This window comes from Gallalistipes aquisgranensis (assembly GCF_014982715.1).
GTDB lineage: Bacteria > Bacteroidota > Bacteroidia > Bacteroidales > Rikenellaceae > Gallalistipes > Gallalistipes aquisgranensis.
Genome location: NZ_JADCJY010000001.1, coordinates 258,057 through 280,655, shown reverse-complemented (window position 1 = coordinate 280,655; position 22,599 = coordinate 258,057). Strand labels below are relative to the sequence as shown.

Annotated in this window: 18 protein-coding genes and 1 tRNA gene; 10 read left to right on the top strand and 9 right to left on the bottom strand. The window is 56.5% G+C overall.

The genetic code is table 11. From position 1 onward, the window contains the following. The first annotated feature begins 33 nt into the window (after nt 1-33). From INF32_RS00990 to INF32_RS00965, 6 genes are all read left to right on the top strand, one after another. Nucleotides 34-2,712 carry a zinc-dependent metalloprotease gene (locus INF32_RS00990; RefSeq protein WP_226386552.1) on the top strand — a complete coding sequence of 893 codons (2,679 nt, stop codon included), beginning with the start codon at nt 34-36 and terminating at the stop codon, nt 2,710-2,712. Nucleotides 2,713-2,740: 28 nt separating this feature from the next. Then, entirely contained in the window at nt 2,741-5,380 is a 2,640-nt protein-coding gene (locus INF32_RS00985) for a DUF5117 domain-containing protein (protein WP_226386551.1), read from the top strand. A gap of 112 nt (nt 5,381-5,492) precedes the next feature. Then, on the top strand, nt 5,493-8,867 hold the full coding sequence (locus tag INF32_RS00980) for a SusC/RagA family TonB-linked outer membrane protein (RefSeq protein ID WP_226386550.1): 3,375 nt from the start codon (nt 5,493-5,495) through the stop codon (nt 8,865-8,867). A 19-nt stretch (nt 8,868-8,886) separates the two neighbouring features. Continuing rightward, a complete protein-coding gene (locus tag INF32_RS00975; protein WP_226386549.1) occupies nt 8,887-10,335 on the top strand; it encodes a RagB/SusD family nutrient uptake outer membrane protein in 1,449 nt (482 codons plus the stop codon). Between the two features lie 25 nt (nt 10,336-10,360). Then, nucleotides 10,361-11,044 (top strand): DUF4843 domain-containing protein, encoded by a 684-nt coding sequence (locus INF32_RS00970; RefSeq protein ID WP_226386548.1) that lies wholly within the window; start codon nt 10,361-10,363, stop codon nt 11,042-11,044. Nucleotides 11,045-11,108: 64 nt separating this feature from the next. Beyond that, complete coding sequence (locus INF32_RS00965) at nt 11,109-12,695, top strand: PKD-like domain-containing protein (protein ID WP_226386547.1); 1,587 nt, start codon at nt 11,109-11,111, stop codon at nt 12,693-12,695. Between the two features lie 64 nt (nt 12,696-12,759). On the opposite strand, the gene INF32_RS00960 is transcribed toward INF32_RS00965, so the two are convergent. After that, nucleotides 12,760-13,371, bottom strand: coding sequence for an RNA polymerase sigma-70 factor (locus INF32_RS00960; protein WP_226386546.1), 612 nt, complete (start codon nt 13,369-13,371; stop codon nt 12,760-12,762). Between the two features lie 141 nt (nt 13,372-13,512). Between INF32_RS00960 and INF32_RS00955 the strand changes: the two genes are divergently transcribed. Both INF32_RS00955 and INF32_RS00950 read left to right on the top strand, forming a co-directional pair. Continuing rightward, nucleotides 13,513-13,869: an arsenate reductase family protein gene (locus tag INF32_RS00955; RefSeq protein WP_226386545.1), complete on the top strand. Its 357-nt coding sequence runs from the start codon at nt 13,513-13,515 to the stop codon at nt 13,867-13,869. Between the two features lie 76 nt (nt 13,870-13,945). Further along, nucleotides 13,946-14,452 (top strand): DUF4251 domain-containing protein, encoded by a 507-nt coding sequence (locus INF32_RS00950; RefSeq protein ID WP_226386544.1) that lies wholly within the window; start codon nt 13,946-13,948, stop codon nt 14,450-14,452. Nucleotides 14,453-14,557: 105 nt separating this feature from the next. On the opposite strand, the gene INF32_RS00945 is transcribed toward INF32_RS00950, so the two are convergent. From INF32_RS00945 to INF32_RS00910, 8 genes are all read right to left on the bottom strand, one after another. Beyond that, nucleotides 14,558-15,829, bottom strand: a complete 1,272-nt coding sequence (locus INF32_RS00945; RefSeq protein ID WP_226386543.1) for an anaerobic sulfatase maturase — start codon at nt 15,827-15,829, stop codon at nt 14,558-14,560. 77 nt (nt 15,830-15,906) lie between these two features. Further along, nucleotides 15,907-15,996: transfer RNA gene (locus tag INF32_RS00940), tRNA-Ser, on the bottom strand. A gap of 108 nt (nt 15,997-16,104) precedes the next feature. Then, the gene (locus INF32_RS00935) at nt 16,105-17,046 is read right to left on the bottom strand and encodes a ribose-phosphate diphosphokinase (protein WP_226386542.1); all 942 of its coding nucleotides are present in this window, start codon (nt 17,044-17,046) and stop codon (nt 16,105-16,107) included. Nucleotides 17,047-17,123: 77 nt separating this feature from the next. Beyond that, on the bottom strand, nt 17,124-17,717 hold the full coding sequence (gene yihA, locus INF32_RS00930; RefSeq protein ID WP_226386541.1) for a ribosome biogenesis GTP-binding protein YihA/YsxC: 594 nt from the start codon (nt 17,715-17,717) through the stop codon (nt 17,124-17,126). Nucleotides 17,718-17,837: 120 nt separating this feature from the next. Continuing rightward, a complete protein-coding gene (gene gap, locus INF32_RS00925) occupies nt 17,838-18,845 on the bottom strand; it encodes a type I glyceraldehyde-3-phosphate dehydrogenase (protein ID WP_226386540.1) in 1,008 nt (335 codons plus the stop codon). 109 nt (nt 18,846-18,954) lie between these two features. Next, a complete protein-coding gene (locus tag INF32_RS00920) occupies nt 18,955-19,716 on the bottom strand; it encodes an ABC transporter ATP-binding protein (protein ID WP_226386539.1) in 762 nt (253 codons plus the stop codon). Then, complete coding sequence (locus INF32_RS00915; RefSeq protein WP_226386538.1) at nt 19,713-20,453, bottom strand: MlaE family ABC transporter permease; 741 nt, start codon at nt 20,451-20,453, stop codon at nt 19,713-19,715. Before INF32_RS00915 ends, INF32_RS00920 begins: the two co-directional genes overlap by 4 nt. Before the next feature lie 13 nt (nt 20,454-20,466). Further along, nucleotides 20,467-20,787 carry a DUF4834 family protein gene (locus INF32_RS00910; RefSeq protein WP_226386537.1) on the bottom strand — a complete coding sequence of 107 codons (321 nt, stop codon included), beginning with the start codon at nt 20,785-20,787 and terminating at the stop codon, nt 20,467-20,469. A 196-nt stretch (nt 20,788-20,983) separates the two neighbouring features. On the opposite strand from INF32_RS00910, the gene purB reads away from it, so the two are divergent. Both purB and rd read left to right on the top strand, forming a co-directional pair. Then, nucleotides 20,984-22,330: an adenylosuccinate lyase gene (gene purB / locus INF32_RS00905; protein ID WP_226386536.1), complete on the top strand. Its 1,347-nt coding sequence runs from the start codon at nt 20,984-20,986 to the stop codon at nt 22,328-22,330. A gap of 45 nt (nt 22,331-22,375) precedes the next feature. Beyond that, nucleotides 22,376-22,537, top strand: coding sequence for a rubredoxin (rd, locus tag INF32_RS00900; RefSeq protein ID WP_226386535.1), 162 nt, complete (start codon nt 22,376-22,378; stop codon nt 22,535-22,537). The last annotated feature ends 62 nt before the right edge of the window (nt 22,538-22,599 follow it).

Below are 22,599 nucleotides of genomic sequence, written 5' to 3'. Positions count from 1 at the left end.
GAAAGAAAAACAATACACACTAAACCAAAATTTATGAAACGCAGAGAACTTTTACTTGTTTGCAGTCTGCTCGTGCCGGCGCTGGTGTTCGGCGGCACGGAGGCCGGCATTTTCAACAAAAAGAAAAAGGCGGCCGAAAAGAGTGCCCCCGCCCCCGCAAAGAAACTATCTGATTACGAGAAACTTTTCAAGGACAAAAAGTGCGAGACGAAAAAAGGTCTCATCACGCTTCATAAGGTGGACGACACGAAGCTCTACTTCGAACTGCCCTTCTCGCTGCTGGGCCGCGAGATGCTGCTGGGTTCGACCATCTCCGAAACCAGCAACAACGCCCACGGCGTGATCGGATACAAACCCAAAGACCCCCTTCACGTCACGTTCCGCAAGATCGGGCCCAATTTCCACCTCTGCCTGGTCAACTGCCTCTACGGAGCCGACGAGACGGTGCCCGACAACGAGGGAATCGCCGCCGCGGTGAAGAAATCGACCATCGACGGCATCTACCGCACCTTCAAACCGGAAGCCTACAATCCGGACAGCACGGCCGTGGTGATCGACGTGACCAACCTCTTCATGGAGGACAACAAGGACCTCACGCCGTTCGACCCGTGGGGCATGTACGGCGGTAGCCGCTTCCAGCGGAACACCTCGTTCGAGAAGTCGAAGAGCCATCTGGGCGAAATCAAGGCTTTTTCGGACAACGTGGTCGTGAAGAGCTACCTGAGCTACACGGTGGACGTGATGGTGAACAGCGGCAAGGTGATGGGTGCACTGGAGTACAAACGCCCGTTCACCGCGCTGATGACCCGTTCGCTGATCCTGCTGCCCGAGGAGCCGATGCGCCCCCGCATCGCCGACTCGCGCATGAACATCTTCATCGCCCCCAAGGCCAAGTTCTCCGCCAACAAGAACCGGGGTACGATTCCCGTCTACTATGCCCGCCACTGGAGAGTGGAGCCCAGCGACATGGAGGCATGGAAGCGCGGTGAACTGGTGGAACCCAAGAAACACATCGACTTCTACATCGACAAGAACTTCCCCGAAACGTGGAAACCCGCCATCCGGGCCGGTATCCTCGACTGGAACGCCGCGTTCGAGGAGATCGGCTTCAAGAACGTGATCCGGGCGCTGGATTTCCCCGACCCGAAGGACGATCCCGAATTCGATCCCGACAACATCAAATACTCCTGCCTGCGTTACGAGCCCATCTCGATCATGAACGCCATGGGTCCCTCGTGGGACGATCCCCGCACGGGCGAGATCATCAACGCATCGGTCGTGGTATATCACGACATCACCCGGCTGGTCAACAACTGGCGACTGATCCAGACCGCCGTGGCCGACCCCGCCGTGCGCACGAAGAACATTCCCGACGACATCATGGACGACGCCATGCGCTATGTGATCGCCCATGAGATCGGCCACTGCCTCGGCTACATGCACAACTTCGGCTCTTCGGCCGCCTTCCCCAACGACTCGCTCCGTTCGCCCTCCTTCACCCAGAAATACGGTACCACCCCCTGTATCATGGACTACGCCCGTTTCAACTACGTGGCCCAGGAAGGGGATGCCGCCCGCGGGGTGAACATGAACCCGCCCCATCTGGGCGTACACGACATGTTCGCCGTGAAGTGGCTCTACTCTCCTATTCCGGAAGCCGCGACGCCCGAGGCAGAAGTGGCCACGCTCGACAAATGGATTTTCGAAAAGGCCGACGACCCCGTCTTCCGCTACGGCAAACAGCAGCCCTACACGATCCTCGACCCGTCGGCCCAGTCCGAAGACCTGGGCGATGACGTGATCTCCAGCGCCGAGGTGGGTATCAAGAACCTGAAATACGTGATGAACCACCTGAGCGAATGGGTGGACAAGGAGGACCCCGATTACAGCTACCGTCAGGACATGTATGTCGCCATCCTGAACCAGTACATGCGTTATATTCTGCATGTCTACAACGTGAAAGGCGGCGTCTACATGAACGAGCGCAAGGCCGGCGACCCGCGTCCCGCCTATGAGTTCGTGGACGGCGACTATCAGCGCAGGGCACAGAAATTCCTGGGCGACCAGCTGCACGACCTCGACTGGCTGGATCAGAATCCGCTGGTCAGGGAGCTGCCCCTGCAGGGCAACCTCTCGAACCGGATACAACGCATCCTGGTCAGTCTCATTATCGCCCCGCGCGGTTCGCTGGAGAGCATGAAAGACCCCGCCCCCAACGCTTATTCGGTCAAGGAGAATGCCGACCTGGCGTTCGAGGCCATATTCGCCCCCACGCTGAAAGGCCAGAACCTCAACGACCGCGACCGGACCAACCAGGTGAGCTATCTCGACTTCATGTTCGTTGTCTCGGGCCTGGACAAAGGTAAAGGTAGTATCAAAGGGTTCGCTGACAGCGAAGGTCCGCTTGGCGAGGAGAATTTCGTGGAAATCCGTCCGATCGAGACGCACGACCAGAGCGGTTCGATGTGCTGCATGAGCCAGATGCTCGCCAACGAAAACCTGATCGACAAACTCGATCCCCAGACCGGCGACGTGAACGGATTCGGCTATTTCCGGGCCCTGTACGCCTCGTTCACTCCGTTCGACCACATCTACTACCAGAACGTGCTTCAGGCCCGCAATCTGATCAGCCGGATGCGCAATACCGGAGACAAGGAGACCCGTGCCCACTACGAGCTGCTGCTCCACCGGATCGACGGCCTGCTCCAATAAGCGTTTAACCGAAAACCGACTATACACAATGAGAAGATATATAGCTTATCTGCTGCTGGGTACGGCGTTCCTGCTGGCCGGAGAAGGGCTCTACGCCAAAGGCAGCGGCAAAAAGAAGAAAAAGGGCGACAAAACCGAAGCGGCAGCTCCGGCTCCCAAAAAGACCAGCGATTACGACAAACTGTTCAAGGACAAAAAGGTCAAGACCGTAAAGGGATTGATGACCCTCCACATGGTGGACGGCAAACAGCTGCTGGTGGAGCTTCCCCTCAACCTGCTCGGCCGCGACATGATGATCCTCTCCTCCGTGTCGGAAATCTCCGACCATACGGACAGCTACGTGGGCGGTTCGCCCATCAAGCCGCAGCAGATCCGTTTCTCCAAGATCGGGAACTCGGTGCAGCTGCGCCGCGAACGCGACCAGGCGATGGTCGAGGAGGGCGAAAAGGGCATGATCGAGGCACTCGAGAAGAGCAACCTCGACGCCATCATCAACTCCTATGAAATCAAGGCGTGGAATGCCGACAGCACTGCCGTGGTATTCGACATGACCGCCTATTTCACCGGCAACGAAGACCTGCTCGATCCGATCGACGCGCGGGGCGAATCGAAACTGAAGATGATGGGCGTATCGTTCCGTCATTCGAAGGAGCGTTCGTTCCTCGACGACGTACGGGCCTTTCCGGACAACATCTCGGTGTACACCTACAACACGTACGACGCCAGCTACAAGAACGTATTCAGCAAGGTGACCACGGCCCGCATGACGCGCACCATCGCCCTGCTTCCCGAAAAGCCGATGGCCATGCGCCTGGCCGACTACCGGATTCCGCTCAACGTGATGGGCAAGTACAACTATCACAACGGATACAAGCAGCTGGAAGCCACCTATTTCGTCACCCGCTGGAGGATCGAGCCTTCGGACCCGGCCGCCTATGGACGGGGTGAACTCGTGGAGCCGGTCAAACCGATCGTCATCTACATGGACACCACCTTCACCGACCTGGTGCGCGACGGCATCACCGAAGGGTTCCTCACCTGGAACGAAGCGTTCGAGAAGATCGGTTTCAAGAACGTGATCCGGATCAAACCCTTCCCCAGCCCGGCCGAAGACCCGGAATTCGATCCGGAAAACTTCAAGTACAGCTGTGTCCGCTACGTTCCCTCGCTGGCCGGCGACACGCGGGTGCGCACCTACACCGATCCCCGCACGGGCGAAATCCTGCGGACCTCGATCCTCGTATGCCACAACTATGTGTACGAGCTGCCGTTCGAAGCGATCACCTTCATCGGCCACGCCGATCCCGACCTGCAGCAGCGCTACATGCCGGAAGCCAAACTCAAGGAGTTCATCCGGAACGATTTCGCGTGGACGGTAGGTGTCAACTGCCTCGGTATGAGTTACAACCTGACCGGATCGGCCGCCTTCCCGACCGATTCGCTGCGCAGCGCCTCCTTTACCCAGAAGTACGGCACGACGCCCTCGATCCTCGACCTGGCCAAATACAACTTCGTGGCTCCGGTCAACGCCGCGAAACAGGGCATCCGCCTCACTCCCAAAGGCGTGGGCGAATACGACTGCCATGTAGTGAAATGCCTCTACAAACCCATTCCCGAGGCCAAGAACCTGCGTGACGAGCTGAAGGTGATCGAAGGCTGGATCGACGAACACGTGGGCGATCCCCTCTACCGCTACGAGAATTCGAAAGACTGTCCCGACTGCGGCGCCAACGACGTGGGCGATGACGACCTGCTCAACTTCAAATATGCGGTGGAGAACCTCAAATACTCGATGCAGAACTTCAAGAACTGGATCAGCGACGAGGACGACCCCACCTACATGGCCCGCAAGGCGCTGTACCAGACCATTTACCGCCGTTACAAACAGGTTCTGACCCAGGTCGCCATCTCCGCCTACGGCATCAAGACCTACGAGAAAAAGGCCGGCGACCCGGTTCCCGCCTACGAATACACGCCGAAAGAGCGCCAGCTGGAAGCCTGGAAAGTGCTGTACGAACACCGCTACGAACCCGACTGGGTCCGCGATTTCGAGTTGGAGAAACTGATGGACATCGCCCACGACCGCAGCGAGAGCCACCGCGACTACCTGTTCCTGCTGATGAGTGCCACGGCCAGCCGCCTGTTCATGTTCGAAAACGTGAAGGGTTCGATGGGACACACGGAGTATATCCGCTACATGTACGACCAGCTGTTCACCCCGACCCGCCAGGGCAAAAACCTCAACGCCAACGACCGCTACTATCAGATGCACTTCTTCCGCTCGATGGTGGCCAGTTCGAAAATGGTCGACAAGAGCCAGAAGTACAAGGATGCCCGGGCAGCTGCCCGCTTCTCGGATGACATGGGTTCTTTCGAGGACAACGTGTTCGATTACAGCGATCCCGAAGCCTGCATGAAATTCGTGGAAAATGCAGGCATCCTGTACGACCTTCCGGCCGGCTTCGATGAAAACCGCGACGAAATCGGGGCCCAGTACGGCCGCCTGAAAAAATGGCCGATGGTATATTCCCAGGTCTCCCGCCAGATTTACTACTCGATTCTCAAGGATATGCGCACCCTGCTCAAAGCCCACCGCAACGACGGCGATGCGGAGACCCGTGCACACTATCGCCTGATGATCGACAAACTGGATCGCCTGATGGACTAACCCGCTGAAAGCGAACAATCTTTAACGACCTTCTGCCACGTTTCCCCGGAAGCGTGGCAGAGGTTGTCTCCAAACAAGCCACTACACTAATTTTTAACTTAATATAAATTAAATGATGAAATTTTTACCTGTCAACCTGAAAAACTCGGAGAAACGGGTGGTCGGTGCCATACTGACCCTCGTGTTGCTCCTGTGTGCGGGTGTCACGGGCTATGCTCAGCAGCAGGCTCTGATACCGGTAAAATTCACGAATGCGACGGTGCAGGAAGTGCTGAGTTATCTGGATGAAAAGACGGAGTACGACTTCGTATACAACAACGCCCAGATCGCCGGACTGCCCCGTGTCTCGATCGACCGTCATGCCTCGATACAGGAGATACTCCGCTTCTGCCTGAAAGGAAGCAACCTGAGCTACCAGATCCGGGGCAAGATGATCGTCATCAAACCCAAAGAGGAGATCAGCCAGCAGACCGAAGCGGCGATCCGCTTCATGGGCGTGGTCAGGGACGACCACGGACATCCCATGGCCGGGGTAGCCGTGATCGGGGAAGGAACGGGCAAAGGCTCGGTCACCAGTCCCAACGGAGAGTTCCGGATCGACCTGAAACGCCAGGACAAACTCGACCTGCGCTTCTCTTTCCTCGGCATGAAACCCTACGTGCTGAATGTCATCAACAACGGCAAGGTCACCCTGCGCGACCCGCTTAAAATACAGGTGACGATGGAATCCGACGTCAGCCAGATCGACGACATCGTGGTCACCGGTATCATGAACATCTCCAAGAAATCGTTTTCGGGAACCTCGACCACCATCACGCGGGAACAGTTGAAAACCGTCTCCCCCACCAACATCATGAGCGCCGTGCAGGTGTTCGACCCCTCGTTCCGCCTTCAGGAAAACCTGGCGCTGGGCTCCAACCCCAACGCAATTCCCGAAATGTACATCCGGGGAAAGTCCGGCATCGGTACCCCCGAACTGGACCAGGAATCCATCTCCGAATACTCGCTCAACAACAACCCGAACCTGCCGATTTTCATTCTGGACGGTTACGAGGTGAACACCAACAGGATCTACGACCTGGACATCGAACGGATCGAGACCTTTACGATCCTGAAAGACGCAGCCGCCACGGCCATGTACGGTTCCCGGGCCGCCAACGGCGTCATCGTCATCAACACGATCCCGCCCGCCGCGGGCAAACTGAACGTGAGCTACAACATGACGCTGGGTCTCACCACGCCCGACCTCTCCAGCTACAACATGATGAACTCGTCGGAAAAGTTGCAAACCGAGCTGCTGGCCGGCATCTTCGAACCCTCCGATGCTTCGGACATAGGCTACCAGGCCGACCTCTACAACAAGAAGCTGCAGAACATCGAACGTGGCGTCTACACCGACTGGATGGCCCTTCCGCTGCGCAATGCGGTCAACCACCGTCATTCGGTGATCGTCAGCGGCGGTGCCGACAATTTCAAATACGAATTGAGCGGCCTGTACGACAAGTCGAACGGCGTGATGAAAGGGAACTTCCGCGAACGGATGAATTTCGGAATGATCCTTCAGTACAACTACAAGACGCTCCAGTTCCGGAACAGTGCGGACGTCTCCATCACCCGGGGCGAAGAGTCCCCCTACGGGACTTTCTCTGAATTCGTAGGCATGAACCCCTACGACAGCTACCTGGACGAAAACGGCAATCTGCTCAAAACCATGCCGCTGTGGGGCGGTTCCAATTCCAAACGGAACCCCATGTACGATGCCACGCTGAACAGTTTCGACAAAAGCAAAAGCCGTGAATTCACCGACAACATCGACCTGCGCTGGTACCCGACCAAGACGATCCACTTCGAGAGCAACCTGGCGCTCACATACAACGTGACGGACTACGACCAGTTCAGGGACCCGGATTCCGGATATTTCACCAACACGCAGAATATCGACAAGGGAAGCTACAACAAATCCAACAACAGCACCTTCACCTACGACTTCTCGTTCAAAGGGTTCTACAACAACACGATCGGAAAACATGCCATGAACTTCGTGGTCGGCTTCAACGCCCGCGAAACGAAAAACAAACTCTATTCCGACACCTTCAGGGGATTCCCCTCCGGCGGCTATTACGCCCCGGGCTATGCGCAGAAAATAGATTCGTACAGCCGCAACAACGAGACGAACCGGCTGATGGGCGTTCTCGGCGTATTCAATTACAGTTTCAACGACATCTATATGGTCGACCTCTCGGGACGTATCGACGGCAGTTCGCAGTTCGGCGCCAACAAGAAATACGCACCGTTCTACTCGACCGGATTCGGTATCAACATCCACAACTACAAAGCTGTCAAGAACAGGCTTCCGTGGCTCTCCCAACTCAAGATCAAAGGCACCTACGGAATGACCGGTATGGTCAACTTCCCTCCCTACGCGGCCCAGAACAAATACGAGTTCATCAAGGACGACTGGTACGGCACGGGAGACGGGGTGTCGATCATGTACATGGGCAACCCGAACCTGAAATGGCAGAAGACCGTCATCACGGATATCGGAGCGGAACTGAGCGTGTTCGACAACATCTTCTACACGAAGTTCACCTACTATAACAAGGACACGAAAGACCACATCGCGGATTTCTACATTCCCTCTTCTTCGGGATTCACGAGCTACAAGGAAAACATCGGCCGCATCCAGAACCGGGGTTACGAAATCGAAGTCCAGGTACGGGCCGTCAAGACGAAGGACCTGACCGTCAACCTGAGGGCCAATGCCGCTCACAACAAGAACAAGATCAAGGAGATCTCCAACGCGCTGAAAAGCTACAACGACAAGGTGGACGAATATTACAGCACGGGCGATGCGGACAAGGTGAGCCGCCCCCTGCTGCGGTACGTGGAAGGCGGATCGCTGGAAGACCGCTATGGTATGATCTCGCTGGGCATCGACCCGGCCACGGGACGGGAACTCTACCTTTACAAGGACGGCACGACCGGATTCGACTGGCTCAGCAGCGAGAACGTGGCGATCTACAACACGGAACCGACCCTGAGCGGTTCGTTCGGACCGAGCATCTACTGGAAAGGCTTCACCTTCGACTGCTACTTCATGTACCAGTTCGGCGGTCAAAGCTACAACGAGACCCTCGTTTCGAAAGTGGAGAGGGCCAACATTCTGGAAAACAACTGTGACCGTCGCGTGCTCACCGACCGGTGGGCGAAACCGGGCGACGTGTCCCGGTACCGGAACATCAAAGACTGGCTCACCTCGACCCAGCCTTCCACCCGTTTCGTCCAGGACGACAACTGGCTGAAGCTCACCTCGCTCTCCCTGGGATACGAATTCCCGCGCGAGAAAATCGAAAAACTGGGGCTCCGCCGGCTCAAGCTGAGCTTCAACATGAGCGACGTGTTCACGGCTTCGTCGATCGCCATCGAACGGGGAACCAGCAGCCCGTTCGCCAGAACCTTCAACTTCTCGCTCAGCACTTCATTCTAATCCGCAAACTTTACGAATCATGATAACGAAATATATCAAATACGGTGCGTTAGCCCTCGCGGTGCTGTTCTGCTCCTGCGACAAATGGCTGACGGTGGAACCCGACTACCAGGTAACGGACACCGACCTGTTCAAAAACGCGGAAGGATACCACAAAGCGCTCAACGGCATCTACCTGACCCTGTCGGGAAACGGCATGTACGGCAAGGAACTCAGCTGGGGCGCCGTCGAAGCATGGGCACGGGTCTATGCGCTGTCGAATTCCCAGACCAACTACGTCTCTCTCCGCGACCTGAAATACGACGAAGAAGGTCCCGAGGATTATGCCACCACGTTCTGGCAAACCGGCTACAAGATGATCGCCCAGACCAACGACCTGCTGGCCCATCTCCAGGAAGTCGGCGCCGATATGTTCTACTACAAGGAACGGGAAAAGAACATGATCGAAGGCGAAGCGCTCGCCCTGCGTGCCATGATCCACTTCGACCTGCTCCGGCTGTTCGCCAGCGCTCCCGCGCTGAACGACGCGAAGGCCTACATTCCCTATGTGGAGACCTATCCTTCGAAATTCAATCCGCCCGTCTCCACGCAGCAGGTGCTGGCGAAAGCCATCGCCGACCTGGAGAAGGCCAAAGGTCTGCTGGCGACGTACGATCTGGGATCGAAAACCGACAGTACCAAACTCACCAATGCGGATTCCCGTTTCCTCACCGATAAAAGCGATTTCTACTCGAACCGGGGTATCCGGCTGAACTATCTGGCCGTCACCGGACTGCTGGCCCGTGTCAGCCTCTATGCCGGCGACCGGGACAAGGCGCTGGAGAACGCTTCGCTGATCATCGACTATGTAACGGCCAAAGCCATCAAACTGGACAACTCGAACCCGTTCGACAACGATCCCCGCATGAGAGCCGACATCCTGTTCGCCTTCTACAATCCGGATCTGGCCGACACCTACTCGACCTATTCCAAGGAGGGGAATGCCGTCACCACCTACCTCGTGCTCGACAGTCCGACGCTCTTCACCGGCAACAACTACGACAAACGCAAGGCGTTCGTGCGGCAGGTGACCAACCAGCAGGGCTCCAAGACCCCGGTTTTGTCGAAATATATCGGTACGGACGGCGTTTTCCGCGACGGACTGGTGCCGAACATCCGGATTTCGGAGATGTACTACATCGCCGCCGAATGTACCTACGAAACCGACATGAAAACCGCAGTCGGATATCTGAACACCGTGCGCAAAGCCCGCATGACGAGCGGCTATACCCTCAACACCTCGATGGGTACGGACGAATTCCTCTCCAACCTGACCGCCGAATACCGCAAGGACCTGATCGGAGAGGGTCAGATGCTGTTCTATTTCAAACGCAGGAACATTCCGATCGTCTACTCCGGCAGCGATACGGGATTCATCCACAACGGAAACCTGAAACTGAACATTCCGGACAGCGAAAGCGCGATTTAACCAACCGACTAAAGAAGACTGTAAAATGAAAAGAATATTCATACTGATGACCGTTCTGGCCGCAGGAATCGTAAGCCAATCCTGCGACGAACGCGAAATCCCCACCTTCGGCGAGGAACGATACATCTACGTCGAGTGGGCAAAGGACGTGACGGACAAAAACTTCATCTGCTCGTTCATCACCACGCTGGAGGATGACAAAACGGTCGGGATTCCGCTGCGTTTCGCAGGCCGCACCCTCACCGAAGACACCGAATATGCCGTAAAACTCGGCACCGAGACGGACGTGACCGAGGGAGAGTACGAACTGCCCGAGCGGTTCGTATTCAGGAAAGGATACTTCCAGGACACGCTCTACGTCACCTTCACCCGTAGCGAACGCATGCAGCAGAACAGCTACAAACTGGTCCTGAACCTCGTTTCGAATGAAAATTTCCTGGCCACGCAGCGCGATGCCACCTCGGCCACGATCATCGTCTCGGACATGATCTCCCAACCCGAATGGTGGGACGAAACCGTGATAAACAGTTATCTGGGCCCGTACAGCGACAAGAAGTTCCGCCTGTTCCTCTCCGAAATCTACTCCGGGGACTACGGCGCGCTCTCCGCGGACGAGAAGCGTGCCTACGCGCTCCAGTTCAAGGAGTACGTCGAGCAGAACGACATCAGGGAGGACAACAACGAACCGATGGTAGTTCCCGTCGTATAGTCAAACCCGATTCGCGGCACGCGCTCCGGTGCGTGCTGCGGTTCAACCATTAAAACACAGAACGATGAAATTATACAGAATTTTAGCGATAGCCGCGGCCGTGACGCTGTCTTCCTGCATCAAGGACGACACCAATCTCGATTTCGCCACGCTGGACAAACCGGTAGTCTCCAACCTGTCGACGACCCAAGAGTTCAAAGTCGCCTACAACGACGAACTGGTAGTCATTCCCGAAATCGAGTACAAGGACATGAACGACCTGCGCTACGAATGGAACATCGACGGGGAGATCGTCTCCACCGAAAAAGATCTGCATTGGGTGAAAACCACGACGGCCGACCGGCAGTACGGCCATTTCGCCCTGTACCGCAAATCGGCCGGCAACGCCGACATTTACAGATTCTCCATCACCCGTTACATGCCTTTCGAAAGAGGTTTCCCGATCGTGGCCAAGAAGGGGGGTAAAACCGTCATCCACTTCATGAAGTGCATCATCGGCACGACTACGGCCGACGTGGAACTGCTGAGCAACGTGGCCCCGATCGACGTTCCCGAGACACTGGCCGAAGGGAGCCGCATCGTCGAATACTGGGACAACAGCAGTACCAATGTAATCGGTAACCTGATGCTCGTCACCTCCGACCCGAACTACTGCATCAACCTGAACGGTTCCAGCATGGACCCGGAGAACACACTCGCACAGGAGTTCATCGACGGAAACGTTCCGGCCGGCCTCCAGGTTAAGAACGTCATGCCCCAGCATGGATACGAAGGGTTCGTTCAGGCGCAGGACGGCACGATGTACAACGCTTTCCGCGGAAAGGGCTATTTCGAAGGCAGGTATCTGAACACTCCGTGGAAATTCGGAGACCAGGCCGTGAAGATCGACTGCCTGATCCCCCAATGCAATGTCACCTCCATGGGAGCCTCGGTCTGCCTGCTGTACGACGGGACCAACCATCGCTTCCTGATCAAGGACACCCAGTACAGTACGGCTACGGTTCCCTCGACTGCCGGTCCCACGATCGAAATGATCGAATCCGACGTCGATGAAGCCAAACAGGACAAAATGATTTTCTGTGCCAACATCAACATGGCCAACACTAGGGATTTCGAACACATGAGTTATGCCCAATACTGGGCCCTGTTCAAAGGGACGGACGGCAACTACTACGCCCGCCAGTTCTGGTTCGATTTCAATTACCATGAAATCGGCGCTGCGGAGAACAACTATCCGGAGACATACATCCAGATCGACGACATGAACGAGAACAGCGTGATCCATGTGATGCCTACCTTCACAACGAACTATGCCCACATCTATTACACGGACGGAGTCGACCAAAAGGTTCTGCGCGTACGCAAGCGGGATCAGGACGATCTGGGCGAGCCGGCCGTATTCAAGGAGTTCGACAAGGAGATCGTCTCCGTCTCTTCGGCCTGCACCCAATACATGGGCTTCCTCTGCATCTGCTTCAAGGACGGTTCCGTGATGCTTTACAACACGCAGGATTACACGCTGGGGGCTTCCTTCACCGAGTTCAAGGAGGAGCGGGTGACGCTCGACTCCACCGATCCCGAAATCAATGCCGATCTCGGAGAGATCGTCTCCTGCACCTACAAATGGGGCAAAGCCTCGGCTCCGAAGTAACAGACCGCGACATCCGAAAAAAACGGGAGGAAATATCCTCCCGTTTTTTCATATCCGCCGGTCATCAGGGTCTGTCGACAAACGCCAGCAGCAGCGGCAGCAGATAGTAGTATTTGTTCAGCCGTTTTTTCAGAAACTTGTAGCTCCGGTACTTCTGCGTCTTGACCGTGTTGATGCTCACGCCGAGCATTTCGGCGATCTCGGCCCCGGAGTGGCCCTCGATCGACAGGCGCATGATGCGGCGGCGGTCCTCCGGCAGCTCCTGAATCGAAAGATAAAGCTCCCGGATCACCTCCTCACCTACGACGCCCGCCAAAAATTCGAAATCGGTCTCCTCCCCGTTTTCGATCCGCTCGCGCCGCTCCCGGTCGCTCTCTTCGTACAGATGGTTCAGGATACCGGCCCGGTTGCCGCTGTTACGCATGTAGGCCACCGAATTGTTGTAAACCGCCTTGTAGAGATAGGCCCCCAAATCGCGCGCGTCGGTGAACCGCACGTCCGACTGCCATATCTTCATCAGCACGTCCTGCACGATGTCCTCGGCACACGGCCCGTCCTTTACCACCGTATGGCTGTACGAACAGAGAGCTCGGTAATAGTGGGCGTACAGCGCCTCCCACGCCTGGTAGTCCTTGTCGTTGATCTCCTGGATTATGTCGGAAAGCCCTTTATACATTATTCTCTCGGGAGTGCTATCGCGCAAAGATACGAATTTTGAAAACAAAACGGTATTTTTATACCATACAGCACAAAAAACCGTTTTTCAGTTAAAAACCATATATCTTCGCAAAAGAAACGAAAAAACAATACACGTAGTATGAAACCGACTTTCATTTGCTATCCGAAATGCAGCACCTGCGCCAAAGCGGCCAAATGGCTCGCCGCCCACGGCATCGAAACCGACACGCGCGACATCGTCGCCGACCGCCCTTCCCGCGACGAACTGTCCGGATGGCTCTCCCGCAGCGGGCTTCCCGTGCGGAAACTGTTCAACACCAGCGGGCTCCGTTACAAGGAGCTGAACCTGAAGGAACGGATTCCCGCCTCATCAGACAGCGAACTGCTCGACCTGCTCGCCACGGACGGGAAACTGGTCAAACGGCCCGTACTGGTATGGGACGGAGGCGTCCTTTTCGGCTTCCGGGAAGAGGAGTGGGCGAAGGCGCTGCGCTGAAAAGGGCGATGAATTGCGGTTCTCCGCGAAAAAACGTATATTTGAAAACAGGGATCACATTCAAAAACCGACGCGTATGAAAAAGTTTCTTTCTCTGGCCGTCATGATCCTGCTGGCAGGATCGGTCTGCACACAGGCCCAGACCAAGGCCGAACGCAAGGCCCGCGAGGCCGAAACCGTCAAGACACGCCTCGAAAACCGCGACTACACGATCGAAGTGCTCACCGTTCATCCGATGGGAGGACGCAGCATCCAGGTCACGCCCGACTTTACGCTCACCGTGAAGGGAGATTCCGTCCGCTCGGTGCTTCCCTATTTCGGACGGGCCTACACCGTTCCCTACGGCGGCGGCAACGGACTGCGCTTCGAAGCCGTCACCCGGGATTACAGGCAGGAATACAACAAAAAAAGGAAAGAGACGCAAATCACCTTCTCCGTGCGCACCGACGAAGACAACTTCCAGTTCCGCCTCTCCGTCTTCGGCAACGGATCGAGCATGATCAGCGTCCAGTGCAACAACCGCGAGGGAATCAGCTACAACGGCCGCATGGCGACCCGGGAGCGCGGAGCGGAAAAGAAATAGCTGCCCGCGAACGGCCCCCGGAAACGCTTCTTCCGGGCAGGAAAGAGCGGAAAGGGAAGACCGGAACCGAACGGCGCCTGAGCGAAGGGAAAGCCGGAACCAGAATCAGATCAGCCCCATCATCCGCCGGCGGGCCCACGGGATCACCAGCGCAGGAGGTTGTTTGCCTGCGAGCAGTTCCGCCATGTATTTCATGTAGGGTTCCACATGGGAGAAGAACAGTTTATACCCCTCGCACAGGGCATTCAGGTTGTTCTCCCCATTGGCCGCCTTTTCGAACCGGTGCTTGGGACACTCGCCCCGGCAGGCGAAGTACCATTTGCAACGCAGGCATTCGGCCGGCAGCGTATTGCGTTTGTTGATTCCGAACCGAAACTGGGCCTGCGACCGGAACAGGGTTTTCAGGTCGCTCTCCATCAGGTTCCCGAGCCGGTATTCCGGATAGACGAAATGATCGCAGGAATAGACGTCGCCGTTGTGCTCCACCACCAGGGCGTCGCCGCATGTCTCGCCGAACGAACACAGGCCCGGCTGCACGCCCACCCACTGGGCCAGCGCCACGTCGAACAGCTGCACGAAACAACTGCCCACGTCACTCACGACCCACTGGTCGAAAATATCGTTCATGAACTCCCCGTATCCGCGGCCCGTCACCGACCATTCGGCCCGCCGGGCCCCCTCGTATCCCGGCGGCACGATCCGCGACCGGCCGCCCTGCGGCGAATCGACCACGTGTTCCACTACGGGCAGAAACTGCATGTAACGGCTGCCTATCGACTTGAGGAAACGATAGACCTCGGCTCCGCGCCCTTCGCTCAGGCGGTTGACCGTACTCAGCGTATTGTACTCCACTCCCGTACGGGCCAGCAGTTCGATCCCGGCCATCACCCGGTCGAAAGTGGGCCGGCCGCCCTTGTCCACGCGGAACGGATCGTGAATATCCCGCGGCCCGTCGATCGAAACCCCGACGAGAAAATCGTTCTCCCGGAAAAAGGAACACCACTCCTCGTCGAGCAACACGCCGTTGGTCTGGAGCGCATTGTCGATCTTCTTCTCTCCCGCATATTTTTTCTGGAACTCCACCGCCCGGCGGTAAAAGTCCAGTCCCGCCAACAACGGTTCCCCGCCATGCCAACAGAAGGTGACCAGCGGGACGTCGTTCCCCTCGATATACTGCCGCACGTACTCTTCCAGCATCTCCAAGCTCATTTTCGGCTCCCTGCCGCCGTAAAGGCCGGCCTTGTCCAGATAATAGCAATACTGGCAGTCCAGATTGCACAGCGATCCGGCAGGCTTCAGCATCGTGCCGAAAGAGGTGGGACGACTGCTTTTGACAGCATCGCCGAATGTGAGGGATTTACGGAAATTACGGGCCATATCGACCGATTCAGTAGCGGGTAAGACGGATATTCAAATGAAAAAGCCGGCCCCATAAAGGGCCGGCTTTTCAGATCTGGCGGAGAGGACGGGATTCGAACCCGTGGTACAGTTACCCGTACGGCAGTTTAGCAAACTACTGGTTTCAGCCACTCACCCACCTCTCCGGACCTATGTCTTGTCTTTCGTGGTGCAAATGTAACGTATTTTCCGGGATAAACCAAACGGAACCGTCACTTTTCCGCCCGCAGACGGAAAGAATTCACACCCTCCCGCTAAAAAATAAACCGGGAGCTGATCTCCTTGTAATTGTGCACCCGTTCGATCACATCTGCGAAGATGTCGGCCACCGAGAGCACCGTGAACTTCGAGGTGTCCTTATCCTTGCGCAGGGGAATCGTATCGGTCACGATCACCTCGCTGAGCGAACTGTTGTTGATCCGTTCGTAGGCCGGCCCCGAAAGCACGGCATGCGTAGCGGCGGCCCGGACACTCTTGGCCCCCTTTTCCATCAGCATGTCGGCCGCCTTGGTGATTGTCCCGGCCGTGTCGATCATGTCGTCGAGAATGATGATGTTGCGTCCCTCGACATCGCCGATCGCAGTCATGCTTCCCACGACGTTGGCCTTCTCGCGCTGCTTGTGGCTGATGATCATCGGGGCGTGCAGATACTGCGAATAGGCATGGGCCCGCTTGGCCCCGCCCATGTCGGGCGCCGCGATGGAGAGGTCCTCCATGTTGAGCCCGTTGATATAGGGGACGAAAATGCCGCTGGCATAGAGATGATCGACCGGAATGTCGAAGAAACCCTGTATCTGGTCCGCATGCAGGTCCATCGTCATGATGCGGTCCACCCCGGCGGCACGCAGCAGATTGGCCACCAGTTTGGCACCGATCGAAACCCTCGGACGATCCTTCCGGTCCTGACGGGCCCAGCCGAAATAAGGCATGACGGCGATCACACGGTGGGCCGACGCACGGTGGGCGGCGTCGATCATCAGCAGGAGTTCCATCAGGTTGTCCGTAGGCGGGAACGTGGAGGCTACGATAAAGACCGTGCAGCCACGGATACTCTCGTTGTAGGCGGGCTGGAACTCGCCGTCGCTGAACTCCAGCACCGAAGAGTCGCCCAACTCCGTTCCGTAGCTCTTGGCTATCTTCTCCGCCAGGTAACGGGACTCCCGGCAGGCAAAAAATTTGAGTTTATGTATCGCCATCGTTTTAGGGTTTGGTCTGTTTCGACCACAAAAGTAATGTTTACGAATGAAATTCGTATCCGAAAAGCGCTTTTTTATTAACAATCATTTAAACTTTCGCCGATAAAGGAGAGAATCCCGTCGCGCCCCAGTTTCTTTTCCGACGAGGTGAGGAAGACCGGAGGCAGTTCCTCCCACTCTTCGAGCAGACGGCGTTTGTAATGCGCCACGTTCGAGGCAAGCCGGTCGGCCGACAGTTTGTCCCCCTTGGTGAAGACGATCCCGAAAGGTATCCCCTCCTCGCCCAGCATCCGGATAAAATCGAGGTCGATCCGCTGGGGTTCCAGCCTCGAATCCACCAGCACGAAGAGGAAATGGAGCCTCGGACCGCGCATAATGTAATCCCGGATCAGCTTCGAAAACTCCTCCCGCCGGCTCCTGGCCACCCGGGCATAGCCGTATCCCGGAAGGTCGACCAGATACCACGCCCCGTTGATCAGAAAATGATTCGCCAGGCGGGTCTTGCCCGGCTGTCCGGACACCTTGGCCAGCCCCGGACGATCCGTCAGCATGTTGATGAGTGACGACTTGCCCACGTTGCTCCGCCCGATGAAGGCGAACTCCGGCCGGTCGTCCGGCATCTGGGACAGCTTGCTGCTGCTGCATCTGAACTGTGCGGAGGTAATATTCATTGCAGGAAGATTTCCGGCAAAAGTAACTCTTTTCGCCGAAGATAAAAAATGCGGTGCCGCCCTCCCCGGACAAAAAAACGGCGCCTTCGAGGCGCCGTTTTTCAGATATATGGCTTGAAATTACTTTACGGTAGCCATGTACTCGATCAGCTCGAGCACCTTGTTCGAGTAACCCCACTCGTTGTCGTACCACGATACGACCTTCACGAATTTGGGCGAAAGCTGGATACCGGCCTTCGCATCGAAGATCGAAGTGCGGGGATCGCCCAGGAAGTCGCTCGATACGACAGCATCCTCGGTGTAACCCAGAATACCTTTCAGTTCGCCTTCCGAAGCCTCTTTCATGGCCTTGCAGATCTCGTCGTAGGTGGTCTCCTTGGCCAGCGTACAAGTCAGGTCGACAACCGATACGTCGAGGGTGGGAACACGCAGCGACATACCCGTCAGCTTACCGTTCAGGGCGGGGATCACCTTGCCTACGGCCTTGGCGGCACCGGTCGACGAGGGGATGATGTTGCCGCTGGCGGCACGGCCGCCTCTCCAGTCCTTCATCGAGGGACCGTCCACGGTCTTCTGCGTAGCGGTGGTCGAGTGTACGGTGGTCATCAGACCCTCTACCATGCCGAACTTGTCGTTCAGCACCTTGGCGATGGGAGCCAGACAGTTGGTGGTGCAGGATGCGTTCGAAACGATGGGCTGACCAGCATAGGTCTTGTTGTTCACACCCATAACGAACATCGGGGTGTCGTCCTTCGAGGGAGCCGACATCACCACGCGTTTGGCACCGGCCTTGATGTGGGCCTCGGCCTTCTCCTTGGTGAGGAACAGGCCGGTGGACTCAACCACGTACTCGGCACCTACCTCGTTCCACTTCAGGTTGGCGGGATCTTTCTCAGCGGTTACGCGGATGGCGTGGCCGTTAACGACCAGCTTGCCGTCCTTCACCTCGATCGAACCCTTGAACTGACCGTGCATCGTGTCGTAACGAAGCATGTAAGCCATGTAATCTACGTCGATCAGGTCGTTGATACCTACCACCTCGATCTTGTCTGCCTTCTCCATGGCAGCGCGGAACACCAAACGGCCGATACGTCCGAAGCCGTTGATACCAATTTTAATCTTTGACATAATCTGTTATTATTAGGTTTGAACTTATTCCTCTCTTTTTTCGCGTTCTAACGCACGGCAAAAATAAACAATTTCAAAATCGTAACCAAAAAATTTTTAAATATTTTTATTAACGGGTTTCCGTGCACTCCTTGGCCCGCTTGGCCATGGCCGAAGCGAAGACGAAATCGTTGAGTTCGCGGTTTTTCGAATGAAGAATGTCCTTCTTCGTTCCCTCCCACCATTTGCGGCCCTCGTGGAGGAATACAATTTTCTCGCCGATCTCCATCACGGAGTTCATGTCGTGCGTATTTATGATGGTGGTCATGCCGTACTCCACCGTAATCTCGTGGATCAGGTTGTCGATCACCACCGAGGTCTTCGGATCGAGACCCGAATTGGGCTCGTCGCAGAACAGGTACCGGGGATTCATCACGATCGCCCGCGCGATGGCCACCCGCTTGACCATGCCGCCGCTCAGCTCAGCAGGATAGAGCCCGTTGGCATCCTGAAGGTTCACCCTCCGCAGGCAGAAGTTCACCCGTTCGAGTTTCTCCCTCTCGCTCTGCGTCGTGAAAAGGTCGAGCGGCAGCTTCACGTTCTCCTCCACCGTCGAGGAGTCGAGCAGGGCACCGCCCTGGAAAATCATCCCCACATCGCGGCGGATCAGTTTGCGCTCCTTGAAATCGAGGTTCGAAAAGAGCACGTCGTCGTAGTATATCTCGCCGCTGTCGATCGGATGCAGCCCTACGATCGACTTCAGCAGTACGGTCTTGCCCGAACCGCTCTGGCCGATGATGAGGTTGGTTTTCCCCTGGTCGAACTCCACGCTGATGTCGTTGAGCACGACCCTTCCGTCGAACGACTTGACCAGATGTTCCGTACGTATCATATCAATAGGAGTTGAGTGAGGATCAGGTCGAAAATCAGGATCATCACCGAGCTGACGACCACCGCCTTCGTGCTGGCACGCCCCACTTCCAGCGAATTGCCCTGCGCGAAATAGCCGTAAAATCCGGAAATCGAAGTGATGAGAAAGGCGTAGACGGCGATCTTGATGAGCGAGTACCAGATCGAAAAGAGTTTGAAACTGTACATCAGCCCGTCGATGTAGTCGCCCGGATTCATCACGCCCGTGAAAATGGCGATCAGATACCCCCCGGCCGTACCGATCAGGATGCTGAGGATTGTCAGGAAGGGAAAGAAGAAGACCGTGGCCACGATCTTGGGCAGGATCAGGTAACTGGCCGAGTTGACGCCCATGATCTCCAGCGCGTCGATCTGCTCGGTGATACGCATGGTCCCGATCTCGGAGGCGATATTCGACCCCACCTTGCCGGCCAGGATGAGCGCCACTACCGTCGAACTGAATTCGAGAATCATCGACTCACGGGTGGCGTAGCCGATCAGATAACGGGGAATGAAGGGCGATTCGAGGTTGATTGACATCTGGAGGGTGATGACGGCCCCCATGAAGACCGAGATCAGGGCCGCGATACCGATCGAATTGAGCCCCAGCGACTCCATCTCGAAGAGAATCCGCCGGCGGTAGATGCTCCGCTTCTCAGGCCTCGAAAAGACCTTCGACATCAGAATGCAATAGTTCCCAAAGAGGGCGAAAAGTTTCATAGGCGATCTATTTCTACGAAGGTTGGTCGGTCCGTTCCCCGCTCGTGATCTCTTCGAACTCCACGTAATCCCCCACCGTACCGCTCACCCGCTTTTTCGGGGCGCGTGCCGTCTGCTGCACGGTCACCTCGCCTTCCCGGGCCGAAGGCCGGCGGGTACGGGCCCCGGAATTCCACGAAAAACCGCGGAATGCCTCCGAAGAGGTACCCGCGAAACGCTCGGCGAACTCCTGCTGCTTTTTCCCGATCCAGCGTCGCAGCAGCCAGCGGCCCAGAGCCCCCACCGCGTAAAAGCCCAGAATCAGAAAAAAGAGAAACGAAAGAAATGCCTCCATAAAATCAGCGTACCACGATAAACTATGCAAAGATAACGACAATTTTCCGATTTATTGTCCGGGGCTTCCTCTAAAATAGTTTGGTAATAATTTTGCAGCGAAGAGAGAGGTTTCTTGCCCTTCGTACAATATAATATTGTATCTTTGTCATTCGAACCTAACAATTTATTGTATTCCGCAACAAAAGAAAAAACTCATGGAACTGAGCAAAATCACTGCCATATCCCCCGTAGACGGCCGTTACAGGGCCAGCGCGGAACCGCTGGACAACTATTTTTCCGAATTCGCCCTGATCCGCTACCGGGTGCTGGTCGAGATCGAATACTTCATCGCCCTGTGCGACATCCCCCTGCCCCAGCTCGAAGGAGTCGATCCGTCCCTGTTCGAGAAGCTGCGCGACATCTACCGCGACTTCACCGTCGAAGAGGCCCTGCGGGTCAAGGAGATCGAAAAGACCACCAACCACGACGTCAAGGCCGTGGAATATTTCATCAAGGAGAAAATGGATACTCTGGAACTCTCCGGCGTCAAGGAGTTCGTCCATTTCGGCCTCACCTCGCAGGACATCAATAACACGGCCATTCCTCTGAGCCTCAAGGACGCCACCCACCGGGTCTACTATCCCCAGCTGGAAGAACTTGTGGCCAAGCTGTCGTCGCTGGCCACCGAATGGGAGAACATTCCCCTGCTGGCCCACACCCACGGCCAGCCCGCCTCGCCCACCAAGCTGGGCAAGGAGATACGGGTCTTCGTCGAACGGCTCGAAAAACAGATGGCCCTGCTGCGCCGCATCCCCGCCCCGGCCAAGTTCGGAGGCGCCACGGGGAACTTCAACGCCCACATGGCCGCCTATCCCGAAATCGACTGGGTAGCCTTCGCCAACCGGTTCGTCAACGACATCCTTCACCTGGACCGCTCGCAGACGACCACCCAGATCGAACATTACGACAACATGGCCGCCATCTTCGACGGGTTCAAGCGGATCAACACCATTCTCATCGACTTCTGCCGCGACATGTGGACCTATATCTCCATGGAGTATTTCAAGCAGAAAATCAAGGCGGGCGAAGTGGGCTCTTCGGCCATGCCGCACAAGGTGAACCCGATCGACTTCGAGAACGCCGAGGGCAACCTCGGCATGGCGAACGCCATCTTCCAGCATTTGTCGGCCAAACTGCCTGTCTCGCGGATGCAGCGCGACCTGACCGACTCGACCACCCTGCGCAACATCGGGGTACCCGCGGCCCACACGCTGATCGCCCTCAAGTCGATCCTCAAGGGCCTGGGCAAGCTCATCATCAACACCGAAGCGATCAGCCAGGACCTCGACCGCAACTGGGCGGTGGTGGCCGAAGGCATCCAGACGATCCTCCGCAGGGAGCAGTATCCGGCCCCCTACGAAGCACTCAAGGCCCTGACACGCACCAACAAGCCCGTGACCAAAGAGGACATCGGCCAATTCATCGACCAGCTGGACGTGAAACCGAGCGTAAAGGAGGAACTGCACCGTCTCACACCCCAGACCTACACAGGCATCTATTAATACCCGTCATACAATTATCATTCAATCACACAAAAACACAGGATTATGAAAAAGTACAAATGCGAAGTCTGCGGCTACATCTATGACCCCGAAGTGGGCGATCCCGAAAACGGCATCGACCCGGGTACGGCTTTCGAAGACCTTCCGGACGACTGGGTATGCCCCATCTGCCAGGAGGGCAAGGAGGTTTTCTCCCCGATCGACTAACGGTCTCTCCCCCCGGCTGCGGAACGGGTCCGGAGAGGCCCGCAGCGGCGGCCGGGAGGCAG